This is a genomic window from Marinobacter sp. LA51 (genome assembly GCF_030297175.1).
Lineage (GTDB): Bacteria > Pseudomonadota > Gammaproteobacteria > Pseudomonadales > Oleiphilaceae > Marinobacter > Marinobacter apostichopi.
This window is the reverse complement of record NZ_AP028070.1, coordinates 3,114,260-3,135,944: the sequence shown is the minus strand read 5'-3', so window position 1 is coordinate 3,135,944 and position 21,685 is coordinate 3,114,260. Positions and strand designations below refer to the sequence as shown.

20 protein-coding genes are annotated in these 21,685 nt (G+C 58.7%); 13 read left to right on the top strand and 7 right to left on the bottom strand.

Going from position 1 to position 21,685, the window contains the following annotated elements:
• Window positions 1–29 precede the first annotated feature (29 nt).
• Complete coding sequence (astB, locus tag QUE89_RS14575; protein ID WP_286220785.1) at window positions 30–1,370, top strand: N-succinylarginine dihydrolase; 1,341 nt, start codon at window positions 30–32, stop codon at window positions 1,368–1,370.
• On the opposite strand, the gene QUE89_RS14570 is transcribed toward astB, so the two are convergent.
• Entirely contained in the window at window positions 1,367–2,014 is a 648-nt protein-coding gene (locus QUE89_RS14570; RefSeq protein WP_286220784.1) for a TetR/AcrR family transcriptional regulator, read from the bottom strand. The two genes, astB and QUE89_RS14570, sit on opposite strands and share 4 nt — an antisense overlap.
• A gap of 166 nt (window positions 2,015–2,180) precedes the next feature.
• Here QUE89_RS14570 and QUE89_RS14565 point away from each other — a divergent pair, with 166 nt between their 5' ends.
• Window positions 2,181–3,260 carry an efflux RND transporter periplasmic adaptor subunit gene (locus QUE89_RS14565; protein WP_286220783.1) on the top strand — a complete coding sequence of 360 codons (1,080 nt, stop codon included), beginning with the start codon at window positions 2,181–2,183 and terminating at the stop codon, window positions 3,258–3,260.
• Window positions 3,260–6,286: an efflux RND transporter permease subunit gene (locus tag QUE89_RS14560; RefSeq protein ID WP_286220782.1), complete on the top strand. Its 3,027-nt coding sequence runs from the start codon at window positions 3,260–3,262 to the stop codon at window positions 6,284–6,286. Before QUE89_RS14565 ends, QUE89_RS14560 begins: the two co-directional genes overlap by 1 nt.
• A 41-nt stretch (window positions 6,287–6,327) precedes the next feature.
• On the opposite strand, the gene astE is transcribed toward QUE89_RS14560, so the two are convergent.
• The 6 genes from astE to QUE89_RS14530 form a co-directional block, all read right to left on the bottom strand.
• Window positions 6,328–7,362, bottom strand: coding sequence for a succinylglutamate desuccinylase (astE, locus tag QUE89_RS14555; protein WP_286220781.1), 1,035 nt, complete (start codon window positions 7,360–7,362; stop codon window positions 6,328–6,330).
• A 159-nt stretch (window positions 7,363–7,521) separates the two neighbouring features.
• The gene (locus QUE89_RS14550; protein WP_286220780.1) at window positions 7,522–8,244 is read right to left on the bottom strand and encodes an ABC transporter permease; all 723 of its coding nucleotides are present in this window, start codon (window positions 8,242–8,244) and stop codon (window positions 7,522–7,524) included.
• A gap of 3 nt (window positions 8,245–8,247) precedes the next feature.
• Window positions 8,248–8,952 (bottom strand): ABC transporter permease, encoded by a 705-nt coding sequence (locus QUE89_RS14545; protein WP_286220779.1) that lies wholly within the window; start codon window positions 8,950–8,952, stop codon window positions 8,248–8,250.
• Window positions 8,953–8,999: 47 nt separating this feature from the next.
• Window positions 9,000–9,755 carry a transporter substrate-binding domain-containing protein gene (locus tag QUE89_RS14540; protein WP_286220778.1) on the bottom strand — a complete coding sequence of 252 codons (756 nt, stop codon included), beginning with the start codon at window positions 9,753–9,755 and terminating at the stop codon, window positions 9,000–9,002.
• Between the two features lie 85 nt (window positions 9,756–9,840).
• On the bottom strand, window positions 9,841–10,611 hold the full coding sequence (locus QUE89_RS14535) for an ABC transporter ATP-binding protein (protein ID WP_041339196.1): 771 nt from the start codon (window positions 10,609–10,611) through the stop codon (window positions 9,841–9,843).
• 157 nt (window positions 10,612–10,768) lie between these two features.
• Window positions 10,769–11,527, bottom strand: a complete 759-nt coding sequence (locus QUE89_RS14530) for an FCD domain-containing protein (protein ID WP_286220777.1) — start codon at window positions 11,525–11,527, stop codon at window positions 10,769–10,771.
• 273 nt (window positions 11,528–11,800) lie between these two features.
• On the opposite strand from QUE89_RS14530, the gene dctP reads away from it, so the two are divergent.
• The 10 genes from dctP to QUE89_RS14480 all read left to right on the top strand — a co-directional run bounded on the left by dctP (window position 11,801) and on the right by QUE89_RS14480 (window position 21,668).
• A complete protein-coding gene (gene dctP, locus QUE89_RS14525; protein WP_434784075.1) occupies window positions 11,801–12,937 on the top strand; it encodes a TRAP transporter substrate-binding protein DctP in 1,137 nt (378 codons plus the stop codon).
• A gap of 99 nt (window positions 12,938–13,036) precedes the next feature.
• A complete protein-coding gene (locus tag QUE89_RS14520) occupies window positions 13,037–13,741 on the top strand; it encodes a TRAP transporter small permease subunit (RefSeq protein WP_286220776.1) in 705 nt (234 codons plus the stop codon).
• Window positions 13,738–15,273 carry a TRAP transporter large permease gene (locus QUE89_RS14515; RefSeq protein WP_286220775.1) on the top strand — a complete coding sequence of 512 codons (1,536 nt, stop codon included), beginning with the start codon at window positions 13,738–13,740 and terminating at the stop codon, window positions 15,271–15,273. The genes QUE89_RS14520 and QUE89_RS14515 overlap by 4 nt, the downstream gene beginning before the upstream one ends.
• A gap of 22 nt (window positions 15,274–15,295) precedes the next feature.
• On the top strand, window positions 15,296–15,721 hold the full coding sequence (locus QUE89_RS14510; protein WP_286220774.1) for a GlcG/HbpS family heme-binding protein: 426 nt from the start codon (window positions 15,296–15,298) through the stop codon (window positions 15,719–15,721).
• Window positions 15,722–15,813: 92 nt separating this feature from the next.
• On the top strand, window positions 15,814–17,286 hold the full coding sequence (locus tag QUE89_RS14505; RefSeq protein ID WP_286220773.1) for an FAD-linked oxidase C-terminal domain-containing protein: 1,473 nt from the start codon (window positions 15,814–15,816) through the stop codon (window positions 17,284–17,286).
• The gene (gene glcE / locus QUE89_RS14500) at window positions 17,279–18,346 is read left to right on the top strand and encodes a glycolate oxidase subunit GlcE (protein ID WP_286220772.1); all 1,068 of its coding nucleotides are present in this window, start codon (window positions 17,279–17,281) and stop codon (window positions 18,344–18,346) included. The genes QUE89_RS14505 and glcE overlap by 8 nt, the downstream gene beginning before the upstream one ends.
• 13 nt (window positions 18,347–18,359) lie before the next feature.
• Window positions 18,360–19,568, top strand: a complete 1,209-nt coding sequence (glcF, locus tag QUE89_RS14495) for a glycolate oxidase subunit GlcF (RefSeq protein WP_286220771.1) — start codon at window positions 18,360–18,362, stop codon at window positions 19,566–19,568.
• Between the two features lie 107 nt (window positions 19,569–19,675).
• Window positions 19,676–20,119: a DUF4124 domain-containing protein gene (locus tag QUE89_RS14490; RefSeq protein WP_286220770.1), complete on the top strand. Its 444-nt coding sequence runs from the start codon at window positions 19,676–19,678 to the stop codon at window positions 20,117–20,119.
• Between the two features lie 48 nt (window positions 20,120–20,167).
• On the top strand, window positions 20,168–20,971 hold the full coding sequence (locus tag QUE89_RS14485; RefSeq protein ID WP_286220769.1) for an enoyl-CoA hydratase-related protein: 804 nt from the start codon (window positions 20,168–20,170) through the stop codon (window positions 20,969–20,971).
• A 40-nt stretch (window positions 20,972–21,011) separates the two neighbouring features.
• Complete coding sequence (locus QUE89_RS14480) at window positions 21,012–21,668, top strand: SDR family NAD(P)-dependent oxidoreductase (RefSeq protein WP_286220768.1); 657 nt, start codon at window positions 21,012–21,014, stop codon at window positions 21,666–21,668.
• The last annotated feature ends 17 nt before the right edge of the window (window positions 21,669–21,685 follow it).

Below are 21,685 nucleotides of genomic sequence, written 5' to 3'. Positions count from 1 at the left end.
TGCGACCAACAAAAACGGAACGAACAGCGATGGTGAAGCACGCGGTAGAAGCGAATTTCGACGGTCTGGTTGGGCCCACTCACAACTACGCCGGGCTGTCCTGGGGGAACGTGGCCTCGAAGTCGAATGTGCGCGCGGAATCCAATCCCCAGGAAGCCGCGCTGCAGGGTCTGGCGAAGATGAAGCGGCTGGCGGACCGTGGCTATGTTCAGGGTATCCTGCCGCCGCACGAGCGGCCCCATATCCCAACGCTGCGTGCGCTGGGCTTTGAGGGCTCGGACAGCCAGATTCTGGAGCACGCTGTGAAAACCAGTCCGTCGATTCTGGCGGCGGTGTCGTCTGCGTCCACCATGTGGACTGCCAATGCCGCGACGGTATCGCCCAGTGCGGATACCGCCGATCATCGGGTGCATTTCACTCCGGCTAACCTGAGTGCCAAGTTCCATCGCTCCATTGAGCATCGGGTGACCGGGCGGGCACTGAAGGCGATCTTCGCCGATGAGGGTTATTTTGCCCATCATCCAGCCCTGCCATCGGTCAGCCAGTTCGGTGACGAAGGCGCTGCCAACCATACCCGCCTGTGTGGCGGCTATGGCGAAGCGGGGGTCGAGCTGTTCGTGTACGGGCAGGTGGCATTCAATGATCAGGCCCCGGCGCCGAAAAAATACCCGGCCCGGCAAACCCTGGAGGCCTCCCAGGCCATTGCCCGGCTGCACGGGCTTGATGACCAGCACACGGTGTTTGCCCAGCAGAACCCGAACGCCATCGACGCGGGCGTGTTCCACAACGATGTGATTGCGGTCGGCAATGGCAACACCCTGTTCTATCACGACATGGCATTTCTGGAAGAAGAACGGGTGCTGGCGGATATTCGGTCGCGCCTGAACGGCGCCGAACTTGAAGCGGTGCGGGTCAGCAGTGAGGAAGTGCCGATTGAGGACGCTGTGGCCTCATACCTGTTCAACAGCCAGTTGCTGAATACCCCGGATGGCATGATGCTGGCGGTGCCCGGAGAGTGTCGGGAAGTGGCTTCAGTCAGTCGCTACCTGGATGCTCTGGTGCAGTCCGGTGGACCCATCACCTCGGTCGAGGTGTTTGACGTCAAACAGTCGATGCGCAACGGCGGTGGCCCCGCCTGTTTGCGCTTGCGGGTCGTGCTGAGCGACGAGGAACTTAAGGCTATGCACCGGGGTGTGCTGTTGACCGACGATCTGTATGAGCGCCTGACCGCCTGGGTCAAGGCGCATTACCGGGACCGGTTGTCACAGGCGGACCTGGCCGATCCGATGCTGCTGCAGGAAGTGCGCAAGGCCCTGGACGAGCTGACTGGTATTCTAGGGCTCGGATCGATTTACGACTTCCAGCTCTAGGGCGCGATCGACGACGTCAGCATTTCCATGGTGTGCCGGATCAGTGCATCGGCGGAAACGTTCTCGTCCGGTTTGCCGGAACCGGTGCTGAGTTCTGACTGACACAGCAACAGGACGCCATGGAGGGCGCCACGAAGGTAAAGTGCGGTCTGGACCGGGTCTGCAATCCGGTCTCGGCTCATGGTGCCGTCCTCCAGCCCGAGGCGGATGGCGCCAATCATCAGCTCCATCAGATCGGACTTCGAACACAGCATCTCTTCCGTCTGACTCTCATCGGCCTCGGCCATGGCGGTAGACGCCGTGGTTAATGCTGAGAAGTAATCCGGCTCATCCAGGTAAAACCCATAGTACGCCTCGCCCATGGCCGCAATCTGCGCCAGCCCGGTGTCGGCCCGATCCCGGGCCTCCTGGAAACGGGTTGCCAGGCTTTGCCCGGCCCGCAGCATGATGCCCCGCTGAATGGCGGCCTTATCCTTGAAATAGACGTACAGCAGCGCCCGGCTCAGACTGGCGGTGCGCGCGATGTCATCCATGGACGTGCGCTCGTAGCCTTTTTCCGAAAAGACCAGTTCGGCCGCGTCCAGGATGGCGTCGTAGCGAGCCTGGCGCTCTCGTTCTCGGCGTGTTTTCAGCGGTTCACTCATCTGACCTTCCATATGGCTACAACGACGTTGGCATGATACCTCAATGTGAATAAGGCCTGATTATTGACAAAATGTCAAAGAGTGACATTATGTCGTAATCATAGTCTCGGGATTCCGATGGAACGGACGCCCGTTACCGACCAGAGCATGGATGAAAGGACAAATCATGAAGCCACTTCTCCCATCATTCGCCGCTGTCATCGCCATTGCCGCCGCGGTGTCGTTGTCCGGTTGTAAAGCCAGTGATGTCTCTGCCGAAACTTCAGAGCCCACCGTCTCGGTGCGCGTTGCCGACGTGACCGGCGGTCAGACTGAGGGCATGGCGCTGCGTTTCTCCGGCATCGTGCGAGCGACCCAGCGGGCAACCTTGACGTTTCAGGTCAGCGGTACGTTGAAAGAACGTGCCGTAGAGCTGGGCCAAACCGTCAGCGCCGGTGACGTGCTGGCTCGGGTCTATAACCCGGCCCTGGCGCCGGCGCGGGATTCGGCGCGGGCCAAGCTGGATGAGTTGAAAACGCAGTTTGAGCAGGCCAAGCGGGAATGGGACCGGTCCAGCCGATTGCACGAGCGGGGCGTGGTATCGGAGCAAAGTCTGGAACAGCTTGCTGCTCGGCGGGATTCGCTGCGAGCCAGCGTGGCCACGGCTCAGGCGGCTTTGGCCGAGGCCACTCAGCTTTTGGATGAAAGCACTCTAAGAGCACCGTTCTCGGGCCGGGTTGAAGCTTTACTAGTGGAACAGGACGAATTTGTTGCCGCCGGCCAACCGGTAATGCGGCTGTCCTCTCCCGACGGTCGTGAGGTTGAAGTCCGGGTACCGGCTTACCTGCTGGAACACGTGACCCTGCAACAGGAACTGCCGATCTGGTCAGTGCAGGACCGCTCTCGTCCGCCCCAGACCGGCTCGGTGGTAGAGATTGCCCAGGCCGGTGCGGTCCGTGGTGAACTGCATCCGATTCTGGCGAGCCTGCCCGTCGATTCACTGAAGCCCGGTGCGCCGGTGGAAGTGGGCATCACACCAGTGCGGATGTCAGCGACTACCGTGCCTCTGTTGTCGGTGGTGCGCACAGGTGAGGGCACGGGCGTGTTCCGGGTGCGGGATGGCCAGGCCAGGCGCGTTCCGGTCACCGTCGAGCGTATCGTGGGCGAGCGTGTGGTGGTTCGTGCCGAGGAGCTGTCTCCCGGTGACCAGGTGGTCTACGCGGGCATGACCCGGCTCACCGATGGTGACGCCGTGGAGGTGCGGTAATGACTCGCCGACTGCTGAATTGCCGCCGGCTGCTCGGCATGGTGGTCACCATGCTGTGTTTGCTGGGGATCGCGGCCTACAGCACCATGCCGCGCCAGGAAGATCCGTCGTTTCCCTATCGGGCCGGCATGGTCTCGGTGAACTATCCCGGTGCCAGTGCTGATGCGGTAGAGCGCCTGGTGCTCCAGCCCCTGGTTGATGAGCTGCGCCAGGTGGAAGAGGTGGACTTCAGCGAAGGCACGGCACGGACCGGGGTGGCCCTGGTCAAGCTGCGTCTGAACGACGCCATTTACGATACCGATCCGGCCTGGGATCGGGTCCGGCTCGCCATGGAGCGGGCCAGGAATGACTTCCCGGACGACGTTGGTCAGATGGAACTGGACGACCGGCTGATCGACATCCCGGCCATAGTGTTGGCGGTGGCTGGTGGCCCCTCGGTTACTGAATTGACCGATGTTGCCGAGCGCCTGAAAAGCAATCTTTCCGATATTCAGGGCGTATCGCGTATTGATCTTGAAGGCGACGCCGATGAGCAGATTACCCTGGCGCTGGATGACGCTGCCCTGTTTCGCCTGGGTATCTCGCCAGCCCGGGTATTGGACACCCTGGCCCGGCGCAATCAAACCATTCCCGGCGGTTTTGTGGTGTCAGACGGCCGTCGGCTGTCCATCCTGCCGAACAGCGAATTTGCCGATATTGAGGCCATTCGCGCCACGCCCATAGAACTCCCGGACGGCTCTCAGGTGCCCCTGGCGGCTGCCGCCGATGTCTGGCGTGGGCCGGTGGAACCTCGCCAGCCAGAGACCTGGTACGACGGCGAACGGGTAGTACTGGTCTCCCTCATCATGGAGGAGGGCGCCACCGACGCCATCCGGTTTGGTGAACGGGTGCGGGAACGGGTGGAAGCCATTCGTGGGGAGTTCGAGCCTTACGAGATTCGCGAGATGTTCTTCCAGCCCGACAAGGTCGAGCAGCGCCTGGATAACCTGGCCTGGAGTCTGGTGCTGTCGGTGCTGATTATTGTCGCGGTGGTGTTCACCGGTATGGGCATCCGCATGGGCCTGCTGGTGGCGTCGATTCTTCCGATGGTGGCATTGATCAGTATTGGTCTGTACGACCTCGGCGGCGGGGTGCTGCACCAGATTGCGGTGATCGGCATGGTCATCTCCCTGGGTATTCTCATTGATAACGCCATTGTTATCGTCGAAAACATCCAGGGTCATCTGGACCAGGGCATGCGGCGACTGGATTCCCTGCGCACCGCCGTTGGCGAGCTGGCCGGGCCACTCGGCGCCTCCACCGGAACCACCCTGGCGGCCTTCGCGCCCCTGCTGTTATCCAAGGGCGGTGCCGCCGACTTTACTCGGGGCGTACCGGTGATGATCATGCTGACTCTGTCAGTCAGCTACCTGCTCGCCATTTCCGCGGTGCCCTTGCTGGCTGCCCGCTTCCTCAAGCCTCGCCGCAACGTTGGCAGTGATCGCCTGGTGGGTCTGGCCCAATTCCTGGGTAGCCTGGTGTCCCGCTATCCTGGCCGCCTGATTGCCGCCGGTGTTTTGCTGGTGTCCGTCAGTGTGGCGATGACACCGTTCATGGCCCAGCAGTTCTTCCCGAATGCCGATCGACCGCGGGTGATTGTGGAGCTGTATATGCCAGAAGGCACCGATCAGGAACGCACCGCAGAGGCCGCATCGGACCTGGAGCGGATGATCCGCACCCAGCCCAAAGCGGTGGAAGTGCACCGGTTTGTTGGCTTCACCGGCCCCAGTTTCTATTACAACCTGCAGCGTGCGCCGCAAGCGCCTAACAGAGCACGGTTGGTTATCCGGACGCCAACCCTGGCCGACACTACCGAGATCATCCGCTGGGTTCGTGCCCATGTGAACGATGAAATGCCGGAACTGGACGTCAGCGTCGGCATTCTCGGGCAGGGGCCACCCCGGGCGGCGCCGGTTGCTGTTCGTGTCTATCACGCCAGCGATATCATCCGGAGCGAGGCGGTGGAGCAGATCTTCGGGATCTTGCGCCAGGCAGAAGGCACAGTGGATGTCCGCCACGATCTGGATATTGGCGTACCGAGCATTGCGATCAACGTTGATGATGCCACGGCGGCCCGTTACGGCCTGACCCGGGCAGACGTCGCCCAGAGTCTCTATGGCCAGAGTTTCGGTGTGGTCGCCGAGCGCTACCGGCAGGAAGAAGATCCGATTCCTCTGGTTCTGAGATCGAGGGAGGGCACCGCGTTGTCGCTGTCACGATTGTTGTCGGTGAACATCTACAACGATCGCGGTGATGCGGTACCGCTGTCCGCGGTGGCCAGTGTTGAAACTACCTGGGAGCCGGCGGTGCGTTATCTGCGTGATGGTGTCCGGATGAACACGGTCACTGCCAACCTGCAGGCTGGTTACGGCTTCAATGCAGCCCTGGAAAGTATGTACGCGGCACTGGAAGAAAACCCGCTGCCGGAGGGCACCCGCATTGCGCTGGGAGGCGATGCCGAAGGCTCCGGCGACGCAAACAGCGCGTTGCTCACAGCGGCCCCCATCGGCGTGCTGTTGCTGCTGTTTTTCCTGCTGTTGCAGTTCAATTCCTTCCGCCGGGTCGGCATCATACTGTTAACGGTGCCGCTGGCCACGGTGGGCATCTTTCCGGGACTGGTGTTATCGAATTCGCCGTTTGGCTTCCAGTCGCTGCTGGGCGTGATCGCGCTGGTAGGTATTGTGGTGAATAACGCCATCGTGCTGCTGGATGTCATGGACCGGCAACTGGCGGCCGGTGAGGGCATTCGGGATGCGGTGCGAAAAGCGGTTGAACAGCGTACCCGGCCGATCCTGTTGACCACGGCCACAACCGTAGCCGGGTTGCTACCGCTGGCTTTTTCCAGCTCAACCCTTTGGCCACCCATGGCCTGGGCCATTATCTCCGGGCTGCTGGCCTCCACGGTTTTAACCCTGCTGGTAATCCCGGCGGTGTGCACGCAACTGATCAAGGCCCCGGTGCCTGAGCCTGAGAACGCGCCGGCCTGAGCCAGCGCTGAATTGGGATTTTGACCCGGCCCCGGTAGTGATTACCGGGGTCGGATCAGCAGGCCCGCTCGCTGGCCCACAGGCACGTCTCTGTTGGGAAATACAATCGACTCGGCCTGATCGCCAACCCGGTAGGTGGTGGATTCGTCCTCCCATATGACGGTGCCCGGTGCGTACTCGGTAAAATTCGCCACGTCATCCGGCACATGAAAAACGAACCCCGGGCCGGTATTCAGAATCTCGTGCACCACCTCAAACACCGTTAGCCGTTCAAACGTCGCACTCGCCGGTTGCGGCGCAGGTTCGCCCCGGAACCGACGCCTTAGCGCATCACGGATGCCGGTAAACCGGCTCAGATCGTTCTGCCCGAACGGACGCACCTTGCCCAGCTCCACGGTAAAACTCTCGGCACCCAGCTGAGACGACGAGAACGACGAAAACGTGGTGCCCGATTTGTGCTGCAGCAACAGCGTCTCGACTTCAGCCTCTAACAGAAACTCACACTGCTGCGCCGGCACCTCGCGACCTTCCACAAACGGATAGAGCGCAAACTTTTCCCGCTGGGACGGCCGAATCGCCGTGTGCAGATCGTAGTGTGAGAGCTGGCCGGAATGGCTGGCCTTAAAGTCCCGACATAGAGATTCAATCTGTCGTGCTCTCGCGGCTTCTGGCAGGCCCTGATACTCGGGCTTTTGATGGGCTCCGTGGAACAGTCGGTTCATGTTGGCATCCAGAAACCGGTCACCTTTAACCATGGCAGGCGGGTTGCCCAGGATTAGCAACAATGGACAGGCCAGCTGCCAGTCACCGTTCAGCAGCTCGCTGACCAGGCCATTCAACACCTCAATAGGTGCAGTCTCGTTGCCGTGCACGCCGGCGGAGACTATCAGGGTTTCATTGTTAGGATTTGATTGGCCGGGGGCAGGTGTCAGCTCCAGAATGCCCAGAGCCCTACGGACAATGACCGTGCCATCCCGCAGTTCGGTGCGGACTTCGGCCACATCGGCCGTGGCGTTATTGAGGGTGTGACTGAGCCAGTCAAACGAATCAGAAAACAGATCCGAGTAAACAGTCATTAGAATCCCCGAAACAAATCTGGGGGCGGGCAGGGTGTTGCCTCCCGGGAGTGTGTGAAGCCATGGACGGCTTCACTCAAGCGCCCCATGGATGGGCTCGAGCGGCTCCCGGGAGGCAACACCCTGCCTGCCCGGGCACCAAAGCAAAAGGACAAAACGTCAGTTGCTAATCGGACGCTGATGTCGCAACAGATGGTTCTCAAGTTTGCGGAACGCGAACACCAGAATAAAGGTCAGCATCATGTAGATCAGCGCTACAAAGATGAACGCATCGAACGGCGCGTAGAACCGGGAATAGATATTCCGGGCCGCACCGGTCAGATCGACAATGGTCACCACGCTGGCAATCGCGCTCGAGTGCAGCATGAAGATGACCTCGTTCGAGTAGGCCTGAACCGCGCGCCGGGCGGCACTCGGCAAGATGATCCGACGCATGCGCATGAACCAGTTCATGCCATAGGCCTTGGCCGCTTCAATCTCCCCATGGGGTGTAGACATAATCGCACCGCGGATGATTTCCGTGGTGTAGGCCGCCGTGTTCAAAGTGAACGCAAGCAGCGCAGGATAGAACGGCTCCCGGAAAATCTCCCACCAGAAGGTTTCCTGAATACCTGGAATCTGCGCGATGCCGTAATAGATGATGTACAGCTGAATCAGCAGCGGCGTGCCACGGAACAGATAGGTGTACAGCCATACTGGCAAGGAAACCAATGGGTTGCGGCTGGTGCGCATGATCGCCAGCGGCACAGCGCAAACAAGGCCGATTACCAGCGACAGGAACACCAGCTGAACCGTGCTAACCAGACCATTCCAGTATTCCACCATGGTCATGGCGGTAAAGATCTCGTTCTGGTTCAGCCATTGGGCGATAAAGTCAGGCATGTCTTATCCCCCCTGAACCACGCCGACATTGGCGCGCTTGTTGAGCCATTTGATGAACAGCTCGGAACCGGCTGTCAGCGCCAGATACACGAATGCCACCGGAATGAAAAAGTGGAACGGCATGCGTTCGGCCTTGGCCGCTTCCTCGGCCACCCGAACCATATCGGTCAGGCCGATGATGGACACCAGCGCCGTGGTTTTTAGCAGCACCTGCCAGTTATTACCGAGGCCTGGCAGGGCATGGCGAAGCATCTGCGGAAAGATGATGCGCCGGAAGGTGTGCCAGCGGGTGAACCCGTAGGCGCGCGCGGCCTCAATCTGCCCGGTTTCAACCGCCAGAAAGGCACCGCGAAAGGTTTCGGTCATGTAGGCACCGAAAATCAGTCCGATGGTGACAACACCAGAAATAAACGGATCGAACTGAAAGAAAAAGTCGACTTCGTAGGCTTCCCAGAGCAGGTCCGAGATATTGTTAACGGCCACCTGTCCGCCGTAGTAAAACAGCAGCATCATGACCAGATCTGGCACACCGCGAATCAGCGTGGTATAGGCCGTAGCGGCGCCTTTGGCGACACGGTTGCTGGACAGCTTGGAGGAGGCACCAATCAGTCCGAGTGTGACTGCCAGGGCCAGCGAGAGGAAGGCCAATTCAATGGTAACGATTGCCCCGTCCAGTAGTGCCGGGCCATAGCCTTTCAGATCGAGCATGGAAACGTCCGGTAGTCAGGGGTGGCCGGTGAGGCCACCCCTGCGGTTTACATCTTGATGTCGTAGTTGAAGTACTTCTGCATGATGGTGTCGTAGGTGCCATCATTCTTCAGTTTCTTCAGGGTAGCGTTCACTTTACCAGCCAGGTCCTTGTCACGCTGACGCATGGCAACACCTACGCCTTCACCCAGCTTGACCGGCTCGCCAACTTCTTTGAAGCCGTCTTTGCTCAGTACGGTCTGCTCGCCTACCGGGTAATCAACAAAAACCACGTCCAGGCGCTGGCCTTCGAGGTCCAGAACCATGTCGTCGGCAGTGGTGTAACGCTTGATGGTTACGATTCCGCCCATGTTCTCGGTAACGAAGGTGTCCATGGTGGTGCCACGCTGAACGCCGACTACCTTGCCCTTCATGGCGTCCATGTCGGTGACGTCGGTGTTAAAGGCTTCAGGCGCGAACCAGCCACCCGGGGTGTTGTAGTACGGCTCGGAGAACAGTACGCGCTCGGCGCGCTCCGGAGTGATGGACATGGAAGACATGATGGCGTCGAATTTGCGAGCCAGCAGGCCAGGAATCATGCCGTCCCAGGATTGAATAACGAATTCGCAGTCCGCTTTCATCTCGGCACACATGGCTTCGGCCAGCTCAACTTCGAAGCCGGTCAGCTCGCCATTTTCGTCTTTGTACTCAAACGGCTCGTAAGGCACGTCAAAGGCAATGCGGATTTCCTTCCAGTCTTTGGCCTGGACGGCTCCGGCCGCCATGGCCAGTGCGCAACTTGCTGCAACAATCAGTTTTTTCATGTGTTACTTCTCCAGTGATTTGCCTTTTCGGCTTATTTTTAATGGAAGCACTGCATCCAGTACGAACTCAAGATAGCACCGAGTGTCAGAAGTTGGGAGCAAGGAACTGCTTCATGCGTTCCGAGTCCGGGTTATCAAACACTTTTTCGGGTGTACCTTGTTCTTCAATCACGCCCTGATGCAAGAACAGGACCTGACTGGAAACATCCCTTGCGAACGCCATTTCGTGGGTGACCACGATCATGGTCCTGCCTTCCTCGGCCAGACTCTGCATAACCTTCAGAACTTCACCCACCAGTTCCGGATCCAGGGCTGAGGTGGGTTCATCGAACAGCATCACCTCAGGCTCCATGGCCAGGGCGCGGGCAATGGCAGCACGCTGCTGCTGACCACCAGACATCTGCGCCGGGTAGTAATCCTTGCGCTCGTAGATACCGACTTTCTGGAGGTAGGACTCGGCGCGCTCGATGGCCTCTTTCTTTGGTACTTTCAACACGTTGACCGGGGCTTCGATAATGTTTTCCAGCACGGTCATGTGAGACCAAAGATTGAAGCCCTGGAACACCATGGAAAGTTTCGAGCGGATCTGTTCAACCTGCTTGTTATCAGCCGGAATACGCTCGCCCTTGCGGTTATTGGTGAACCGGATTGGGTCGCCGTGCACAATAATGTCGCCGGAGGTAGGCGTTTCCAGAAGGTTGATACAACGCAGAAAGGTGCTCTTGCCAGAGCCGGAACTGCCGATCAGGGAAACCACATCGCCTTTGCGGGTTTCCAGTGAAATGCCCTTGAGCACTTCATGCTTGTCGAAAGTCTTGTGAATATCCCTGCAGATCAAAGGCGATTTGTCCGCCATTGGAAGCTCCCGAGGCTGTCAGTCAAAGGCGCATGTTTTACGGACTGTGGCTGCGGAAATCAATACCTCTTAAAGAGGCTTTGCCGCTTTGTTAGCCGAGATCCAACATGCTGCTGTGTATGAATGAGTTTGCAGCGCCCGTGCGGTGTCCCCCGCATTAAGGGCTCTGATGAGATTGTTGTGTCGAATTATCCGGGGGGATCGGCATCCGGATGACCTGGCTGCCGTCCTTTTCCATCTCCCGTAACGCCTCACTGACAAAGCGGACATGGGCCGTGGCAGCCTTCTGTGCCACCCCGGGTTTACTGGAGATAACGGCCTCAAAGAGTTGCCGGTGCTGGCGAACGATCTTCTTCCGCATTTCCTGTCTTGGGTTCAGGTTAGCCACCGAGGCCTGGACTGTCATCAGCATCATGTTTTTCAGGCTGCTAAGCACGTGCACCAGAACCGGATTGTGCGAGGCTTCCACGATTGCCAGGTGAAAACTGTGATCTGACCGCGCGTTGCTGAGCGGGTCGGTTTCTTCCAGCGCCTTGAAGGCTTTGGTGATCCGGTGCCGGTCTGCGCCGGTGGCACGTTGGGCCGCCAGGAACGCGGCCTGGCCTTCCAACTGCTCGCGCACTTCCAGCAAGTCGTAGAGCGTGCGGGGGTGGCCTTCAAACAGGTGCATGAGCGGGCTGTGGTCATCGACGGTATCTGTTTGCGGAACCATGCTGGCCACGAACGACCCTTTACCATGGCGGGTTTCGATGACACCCCGGCCTTGCAGTTCGTGCAGAGCCTCCCTAATAACGGCCCGGGATACACCCAGACGGGAAGCCAACTGGCGTTCCGACGGAATTTTCTGCTCCGGTGCCAGCCCACCATCAAGAATGAGCCGCTCGAGTCGGTACGAAATTTCCTGGGAAATTGCCATTCAGGTGCCTGTCTTTGCTTGCTGGTCTGACCAGTTGTTGTTGTCAGAGTTGGAGTCTGGAATCTTGGCGAGTACTCCGCCAAGCCCTGTAAATATGGATGATTGCAGCCAATTCGTCCATTTATGTCGCGGGAAAAACTGGTCGGACCAGTTGGTTAACCGCTGGACTAAACCCGAATTGGCTACGAATATCGATTTAATGTCGGACGGTGAAATTTCCCAACCGGCGTTGAGTCAGACGCTGATAACAACAATGCCAATGGAGATCTGTCGATGAACACCAATGATAGTGCTCGATACTACAGCGAGCCTGCCGAGGCACCGCCTCGCAGGAGCTTTCTCAAGTCGGTTGCTGTTGGTGCCGCTTTTGCCGGCGCCATGTTGATGGGAGCGGGCCAAGCTCAGGCCGCGACCACCTGGAAAATCCAGTCAGTCTGGGACGCCGGTACGGTCGGCTACGACCTGTTCGAAGAATGGTGTCAGAGCATGGAGGAAAAATCCGGTGGCGAGCTGATATTCAAGCCGTTCCCGGCCAAGGCGGTTGCCGCCGACAACAATGCGCTGTTTGATGCCGTTCGCAATGGCGTTTTGCAGGGCATGAACCCATTTACCCTGTATTGGTCCGGCAAGATTCCGGCCTCGGTCTTCCTGTCTTCCTACCCCGCTGGGCCGGATCAGCCCCATCAGTGGGACACCATGTTTTACTCCATGGGGATGCTGGAAAAAACCCGAGAAATCTACAAGAAGTTCGGCCTGTTTTACGTTGGCCCTATCCAGCACGACGCCAACATTATTCACTCCAAGAAACCGGTCAATAGCCTGGCTGATCTTAAGGGCATGAAGATTCGTGTGCCCGGCGGCATGGTGGCCGAAGTGTTCCAGCAGTTTGGCGTATCCACTGTCAGTCTGCCGGGTTCTGACATTTTCCCGGCGCTCGAAAAGGGCACCATCGATGCAGCCGATTATGTTGGCCCGGCCGTGAACTGGGAACTGGGCTTTTCTCAGGTCACCGACTACATCATCTTCGGGCCGCCGGGGGTCATGTCGATATACCAGCCTGTGGACTTGATGGATCTGACCGTCAGCCTGCGTGCCTGGAATTCCCTGGATCCGAAGCTGCAAAAACTGGTGGAAGAAGAAGTGCGCAACTATTCCCAGCGACACTACCTGACCATCCAGAAACGAAACATCGCCGCTATGGAGAAGTTCAAGGAATCCGGCGATACCGTGACCCGCCTCAGTCAGGAAGACCTGCAGGAGTTCCGCCGCGCTGCGATTCCGATCTGGTACAAGTGGGCTAACAAAGATGAGGATGCCCGCGCCATCTTTGACATGCAGCTCGAATATATGATGAACGAGACCGTTGGCTACATTAATGAGTCAGACCTTGAGGGCGTTGAAGGTAGATAACGCGCCCGTTTAACAACAATAAAAGCGAGGGGAAGGGCAGGGACTGCTCCGGACGGAGGAGGCCCACCTTCCCCATTTTTTGACTGAGGTAGCAACACTATGTCGGGACTCGAAGGTTTCGGATTCGTATTGCCGCACTGGTTCTACTGGGGCTGGCTGGCGGTGATGCCGCTGATCATGATGGCCCTGGACAAATGGAGCAGTGCCCGAGGTGGCGAGACCACTGCACCGGAGAAAACACCGGCAGAACTCCAGGCGGAGTCTGAAGACCCCCTGATCTATCTGAATTTTGAGGGCAACTGGTTTACCAATACCATCGACTGGATCAGTGAGAAGTCTGGCGTATTTGTCTCGTTCTGGACCGTCAACGCGGTGGTTTTCTATTTCTTCGAAGTGGTCATGCGTTATCTGTTCAACATGCCGACGATCTGGGTGCACGAAGCCAGCTTTTTGCTGCTGGGCATGCAGTACCTGCTTGCGGGCTCTTTTGCTCTGCTGCACGGCGCACACGTGCGGGTGGATGTGATGTATAACCTCCTGCCAATTCGAGGCCGGGTGGGCATGGATATCTTTACTTCTATGTTCTTCTTTATGTTTGCGCTGATCCTGATGGTCACGTCCTGGACCTTTTTCCAGAACTCCTACTCGATGAACGAAACCACGGTGGAAACCTGGGGGATTCAGTACTGGCCGGTTAAGGCCATGATGCTACTGGGATCGGTTCTGCTGTTCCTTGCAGGAGTCTCGAAACTGATCAAGGACATCGTCCTGTTTGTTCGTCTTGGCCGGGAGCGCACAGCATGAGCACTAATACAGCAACGGCGCCGGTCACCAGTGTTATGGGCAAACTGGGCACCTGGCTGATGATTCTGGGCACCGTGGCGTTGGCATTCGTCATCTGTGTCGAGATGATCAATATCCTGTTTTACGATCCGTTCAGCGACGAGAAATTCCTGTTCAAGCTGTCCGGCAGCCTGTCCGATGTTCAAATCGGGCCGCTGACCTACCTGATGTTCGGCTCTCTTGCGGTGGCGCTGATGATGGGCCTGCCGTTGGCATTCGTGACCGGCGGTCTCGGGGTTATGTTCATCTATCTGGTGGGCGACTCGCTGATGCTCAACATCGTGCCTAGCCGGATTTTTCCGATGATGACCAACTCGGATCTGGCCGCGATTCCGTTGTTTATCTTCATGGCTTCCATGCTTGAGCGGGCTGGGTTGATCGAGGAGATGTTCAGTGTCGTCTACAAATGGATGGGCGGCCTGAGCGGCGGTCTGGCCACCGCCACCATTCTGGCCTCAACTATCCTGGCGGCCATGGTGGGCGTAATCGGCGCTGCGGTGGTGACAATGGGTATCATCGCCCTGCCAGCCATGCTCAAACGCGGCTACGACCACAAGATTGCACTCGGCTCAATCATGGCCGGTGGCACTCTGGGTATCCTGATCCCGCCGTCGATCCTTGCCATCCTCTATGCGGTTGTGGCGCAGCAATCGGTGGGCGAGTTGTATCTGGGCTCGGTGATTCCAGGGCTCATGTTGTCCGGTCTTTATATTGCCTATGTCTTGATTCGCAGCTGGATCAACCCGAAACTGGGCCCGCCAGTCCCGGTGGAGGAACGCATCTCCCTGCGGGAAAAACTGATTCTGCTGCGTGGCCTGATTGCGCCGCTGATTCTGGTCGGCCTGGTGCTGGGTTTGTTGTTCGGCGGCATTGCGACGCCGGTGGAGGCAGCAGGTATCGGCTCCTTCGGTGCCATCGTAGTGGCGATCATGCACGGCAAGTTTTCCATCAGCGGGCTTCGGGAAGCTTCGGTAACCACCGCCAAGGCCTCGGCCATGGTGTTGTGGATTATGTTCGGTGCATCCGTGTTTGTTGGGTTTTACATCCTCCAGGGCGGTCAGCAATTCGTCACCGACGCTATCCTGGGTACCGGGCTATCGGCTTACGGCATCCTGTTCCTGTTGATGTTCCTGCTGGTCATTCTGGGTATGTTCTTGGACTGGGTTGGCATCCTGCTGTTGGCAGTGCCCATCTTTATTCCCATCGTTGAGGCCTTGGAATTTACCGGGCTGTTCGGGTTTCCGCCGGTATCGGGTGAGGATGTGGTGCTTTGGTTCGGGGTGCTTTACCTGGTGAACATGCAGATGTCGTTTCTCAGTCCGCCCTTCGGGTATGCGCTGTTCTATATCCGCGGTGTTTGCCCGCCGGAGATTTCCATGGGCACGATCTTTCGTTCGTCCCTGGTATTCCTGGCGATTCAGGCTTTTGGCCTATTTATGTGCATCCTGATTCCGGGCATTGTGACCTGGTTGCCAGGACTGGCTTACGGTTAATTCACTCGAGGAGTAATGCTTTATGTTGACGATTAACAGACTGGATATTGCGGATGCCCGCATCCTGATTGAGGGGGCTGCAGAAAAGGCCCGGGAAATTGGCGTGCCGATGTGCATCGCCATTGTGGACGAATCAGGAAATCTGATCGCTTTTGAACGCATGGACGGTGGCAAGATCACCAGTGTCACCATCGCCCAGGACAAGGCCTTCACCGCGGCGGCCGCCAAGAAGGCGACCCACGACTACAACAAGGCCAACGTGCCCGGCAGTCTCGCCTTTGGTATCCACACCGAAGTGGGTGGACGCCTGAGCTCAGTCGGTGGTGGTCTGCCGGTGATTGTAAACGGGGAAGTGGTTGGCGGTATTGGCCTGAGTTCCGGCACGCCCCAGCAGGACATGGATTGTGCTCAGGCTGGTCTCGACCACTTTGAAACCAAACGCGGTTAACCGCTGTCACAGCAGAACTGGCAGGCTTCAGGGCTTGTCAGTGATCTCCGCCTTCGGGTGGAGCCCCAGGTGACACGAATTCAGAGAATGCTATGACTACCAAGCCAACAGTCAGCAAAGCCGAGCTGGCGGAACAGTTCCGGTCGTTTATCGACCCGAACTACGTCATCACCGACAGCGAAACCATGAAACCCTACGAGTGCGACGGTTTGTCGATGTACTGCGAGATGCCCTTGCTCGTGGTGCTGCCCGAAACCGTAGAGCAGGTGCAGCGGGTGATGCGTATCTGCAATGAACACAAGGTGCCCGTAGTGGCCCGTGGTGCAGGTACCGGGCTCAGTGCCGGAGCCATGCCCCATAAAGAGGGCGTGGTGCTGTCTCTGGCCAAGTTCAATCGCATCCTCGAGATCGATCCGCTGGCGCGTACGGCCCGGCTTCAGCCCGGCGTTCGTAACCTCGCAATCAGTGAAGAAGCGGCTCAGTACGGTCTGTATTACGGCCCCGACCCTTCGTCCCAAATTGCCTGCACCATTGGCGGCAACGTGGCCGAGAACTCCGGCGGCGTGCATTGCCTGAAATACGGTTTGACCGTGCACAACCTGCACAGCGTCGAGATGGTGACGGCCGAGGGCGATGTGGTCACCGTTGGCAGCGATGCCCTGGATGTTTGCGGCATGGATCTGCTGGCGTTGATGACGGGCTCCGAAGGGCTGCTTGGCGTAGTCACCGAAGTGAAGGTAAAACTGCTGCCCAAGCCGGAAGTGGCGAGGGTGGTTATGGCTGGCTTCGACAGTGTGCAGAACGGCGGTGATGCCGTGGGTGGCGTGATTTCCCACGGCATTATTCCGGGCGGGCTGGAAATGATGGACAGCCACGCCATTGTTGCGGCGGACGATTTCGCCAAGGCCGGTTACCCGCGTGAAGCCAAGGCGCTGTTGCTGTGCGAAGTAGACGGTACGGTTGAGGAAGTGGACGAGCACATCGCCCAGGCCGAGGAAGTATTCCGCAAGTTCGGTGCGACCTCGGTACGTACCTCCGAGAGCGAGGAAGAGCGAGCGCTGCTGTGGAAGGGCCGGAAGTCGGCGTTCCCGGCAGTGGGGCGGATCTCGCCCGATTACTACTGCATGGACGGCACCATTCCCCGGCGTGAGTTGGCTAATGTGCTGCTGCAGATGGAAGAGATGTCGGAAGAGTTTGGCCTGCGCGTGGCCAACGTGTTTCACGCCGGCGACGGTAACCTGCACCCGCTGATCCTGTTTGATTCCAATGTACCGGGTGAGTTCGAGCGCACAGAAGCCTTTGGCAGCAGCATTCTCCGACTCTGTGTTGAAGTCGGTGGCTGCATCACTGGCGAGCACGGAGTGGGAGTGGAGAAAATCCGGCAGATGGCTGTGCAGTTTAATGACGACGAATTGCAGCAGTTCCACGATGTAAAAGCCGCCTTCGATCCGGCCGGGATTCTGAACCCGGGCAAGGGCGTTCCGGCCCTGAAATTCTGCCAGGAATACCGGTCCCTTGAGCACAAACAACACAAGCACGAACCTACGGAAGCCGCACATGGCTGATATTTCCAAACAACTGACAGAACAGGTTATCGCCGCCCGCGATGGCGGGCACAAACTCAACATTGTTGGTGGCGGCACCAAGGCCTTTATGGGCCGGGCTGCTGACCCGGACGCCGGCACCCTGAGCGTGGGCGAGCACAGCGGTATCGTTGAATATCACCCGGTTGAGCTGGTACTGACCGTGCGCGCCGGCACACCGCTGAGCGAAATCGAGGCAGCACTGGCCGAACATGGCCAGGCGCTGCACTTCGAGCCGCCGCGGTTGGGCCCGAACGCCACAATGGGTGGCACGCTGGCGACCAATCTGTCCGGCCCGGCCCGGCCTTGGACCGGCTCGGTGCGTGATCAGGTGCTGGGTGTTCGTCTGCTTAACGGTAAGGGTGAACACCTGCGTTTTGGTGGCCAGGTGATGAAAAACGTCGCGGGCTACGATGTCTCGCGGCTGCAGGCTGGCGCCATGGGAACCCTGGGCGTGATGACTGAGATCAGCCTCAAAGTGATGCCGAAGCCGGCCGCGTCCATGACCCTGGTGCAGGATATGGCCATGGACGAAGTTATCCACTATATGAACAGCCGCTCGGCCGAACCCAAGCCGATCACCGGCGCTTGTTGGGTGGACGGTAAGGTGTACCTGCGCCTGTCTGGTGCCAAGTCAGCCGTGGAAGCCACGGCCCAGAAATGGTCCGGTGAGGTACTGGAGCAGGGCGATGAGTTCTGGCAGCAGGTTCAGGATCTGAAGCACGAATTCTTTGCCGGGAACGATGCTCCGCTTTGGCGCTTTTCAGTCGGCTCAACTGCGGCCACACCGCAGCTTGATGGCCACTGGTTCATCGACTGGGCGGGTGCCCAGCGCTGGTACCGTGGTGCCGGCGAACTCAGTGACATGGAGCCGCTGGCCCGTGCCGCTGGCGGACAGGTCAGCCTGTTCCGGGGCGGCGACCGCCACGGCGAAGTCATGCACCACCAACCTGAGGCTTTGAGGGCGATTCAGCGTCGGGTAAAGAATTCGTTCGATCCGGATAACATTTTTAATCCCGGACGTTTATACAGCTGGCTGTAAGAGCAGGAATACGATGCAAACAAATCTGGTTCAACAATTTGCCAATACAGCGGAAGGGCAGGAGGCCGAATCCATCCTTCGGGCCTGTGTCCACTGCGGCTTCTGCACCGCAACCTGCCCGACGTATCAGGAACTGAACGATGAGCGCGATGGTCCCCGGGGCCGCATCTATCTGATGAAGATGTTCCTGGAAGGCCAGGAGGCCACGGAAAAGACCCGTGAGCACCTGGATCGCTGCCTGACTTGTCGCAGCTGTGAAACCACCTGTCCTTCTGGCGTTCAGTACGGCCGCCTGGTGGACATCAGCCGCGGCCTGATGGAAAAAGAGCTGCCACGGGCTCCCAAGGACAAGTGGTTGCGTTGGGGGCTGGCCCGGGTGATCCCGAATCGCCAGCTTTTTGGCCTGCTGTTGCGGATGGGCCAGATATTCCGTCCGGTATTGCCGGCGCCGCTGCGCACCAAGGTACCGCCGAGAAAGCAGGCCAGCCCCTGGCCCGCGGCCAGTCACAACCGCATTGTTCTGGCTCTGGCCGGCTGTGTGCAGCCGTCCGCCACCCCGAACACCAACGCGGCTGCGGCCCGGGTAATGGATAAGTTGGGTATCACCATGGTCGAGGCGCCCGAGGCAGGTTGCTGTGGTGCGGTGAACTACCATCTGTCCGAGCACGAAAAAGGATTGGAGCGGATGCGCCAGAACATCGATGCCTGGTGGCCCGCCATCGAATCGGGAGCCGAGGCCATCATCATGACGGCCTCTGGCTGTGGCGCCATGGTTCAGGATTACGGCCACCTGCTGAAAGACGACCCGGTCTACGCCGCCAAGGCGCAGAAGGTTAGTGACCTGTGCACGGATATCGGCGCCTTCCTGCTGAATCAGGATCTGGAGAAGCTGAAGCTGAGCCAGAGTTCGGACAAGGTCGCGTTCCATTGTCCATGTACTCTGCAGCATGCCATGCAGCAGAGCGGCGTGGTCGAGCAGGTGCTGACCAAGGCCGGTGTGAATCTGGCCGTCACCAAGGACAAGCACCTGTGCTGTGGCTCTGCCGGTACTTACTCGGTAACGCAGCCGGAGATGAGTCAGAAGCTGCTGGGCAACAAGCTCAAGGCACTGACGGTAGATAACCCCGACCGCATCGTCACTGCCAACATTGGCTGTCAGATGCACCTGGAAACCAAGGCCCAGGTGCCAGTCCAGCACTGGATTGAATTGCTGGATCAGTAAGCTGATGCGGTACTGAATTCGGTAAATCGGGGTCAGGTTCCGTTCATTCCCTGAAGGGGTCGTTATACTGCTCCCGCAGTTAGCGAACCCACAGGGAGTGGATCTTTATGCCATGGATATTGGCGATTTTCGTTGTCATTGGAGGCGTCAGCTCACCGCTTTACGCCGGTGTCTACACCTGGATTGATCCGAATGGTGTGGCCCACTTTTCGGATTACCCGCCGGGCGAATTGCCCCACCGAGAGGTAATCCTCTCTGAACCATCGACGGTTCCCATGTCTGAGAATCTTGATCAGGGCAGACGCGTGTCTGGAATTCGCGATGACGTTCGCGGTTTGCTGTCTACCCCAGATCGGGGCGTCAGTAGAGGGGGCGGAGCAAAGGGCAAGGCCCTCGCTCGGCGAAACAAAGCCTGTGAAGCCTACCGGAAAAAACTGGACAGGATCCAATCCAAGCTGCGGGCCGGCTACGGCAATGACAAGGGTAATACCCTCCGGCGTCAGCGGCGTGAAACCAGCCAGAAGCTCAGCCGTGAATGCCTGTTGCAGTAGCCTGAGGTGCTATATTGCCCGAAAGCCAACAGCAATCAGGAGCCCACAATGACCGCCTTGCCCCAACTGACCGACGCGCTGCTGACCCTCGAAGAGCGGGTCGCTGTTCTAACCCTGAACCGTAACGACCTCCGTAACGCCCTGACTGGCTCTGCCCTGATCGACGACATTGTGGCCACGGCCGAATGGGTTAATCAGTGTGACGAAGTGTCGGTACTGGTGATCACCGGCGCCGGCTCGGCTTTCAGTGCCGGAGGGAACATCCGCGACATGGCCGAACGTGGCGGCGATTTTGCCGGCGACGTGGCTGAGTGTGCGGATCGTTACCGCAAGGGCATCCAGCGCATTCCGCTGGCGCTGCAGGCAGTCGAAGTCCCGGTGATCGCCGCAGTGAATGGCGCTGCAATCGGTGCCGGCTTTGACCTTGCCAACATGGCCGACATCCGCATTGCCTCCGACCGGGCCAAGTTCGGCGAGACCTTTCTGAATCTCGGCATCATTCCCGGCGACGGTGGTGCCTGGCTGATGCAGCGCCTGATCGGTTACCAGCGTGCGTTTGAGCTGACCATGACCGGCCGGGTGGTTGATGCCAATGAAGCCAAAGAACTCGGTATCGTCATGACCGTGGTGCCGGACGACCAGTTGATGCCGGAAGCGATGAAACTGGCGACCCGGATGGCGAGTCAGCCACCGAAGGCGACCCGTTTAACCAAGCGCTTGATGAAGATGGCCCAGCGCATGGAATTGAAGGACTTCCTGGATCTGTGCGCGGTTTTTCAGGGCATGAGCCACAACGAGCCGGAGCATCTGGACGCGGTCAATCGCATGCTGGCTTCCATGGGGCGGGGCTAACCTTCCTCTAACTGCCCACGAACCCAATAAGGACGCAGCCATGACAATTCTGATTACGGGGGCCAACCGCGGCATCGGTCAGGGTCTTGCCAATGAGTGGTGCAAAGCCGGTAAAGAGGTCATCGGAACCGCCCGGAATGAACCTGGCTTGGAGCAGCTGGATGTGGCTGAGCCAAACAGCGTGTCTGCGCTCGCAGAACGCCTGAAAGGTAAGCCCATTTCAGCCTTGGTGTGCAATGCCGGCATTCTGCTGGATCGCCATGAACAACTGGATGGCGGCTATCCCCCAGCGCTTTGGGCCAAGCATTTTCAAGTCAATGTTACCGGTGTCTTCCTGACTGTACAGGCACTGCTGCCCAATCTCAGACTGGCACTGGAGAATGGCGAGGCTACAAAGATTGCTATCGTTTCCAGCCTGCTGGGTTCCCAGGCTGCGGCCGGTGGCGGGCGCTACATATACCGATCCTCCAAAGCCGCCGCGATCAACCTGGGCCGCAATCTCGCTGTGGATCTCCGGCCTGAGGGCATTGCAGTGGGCATCTACCACCCGGGCTGGGTTGCTACCGATATGGGTGGGAGTGAGGCCGAGGTGTCCGTTGAAGATTCTGTTGCTGGCTTGCGTGCGCAGATCGACGATCTGGATCTGATCGAAACCGGATGCTTCAAAGCCTGGGATGGGAAAGTCTTGCCGTTTTGAGACGGTAAATTGCATGG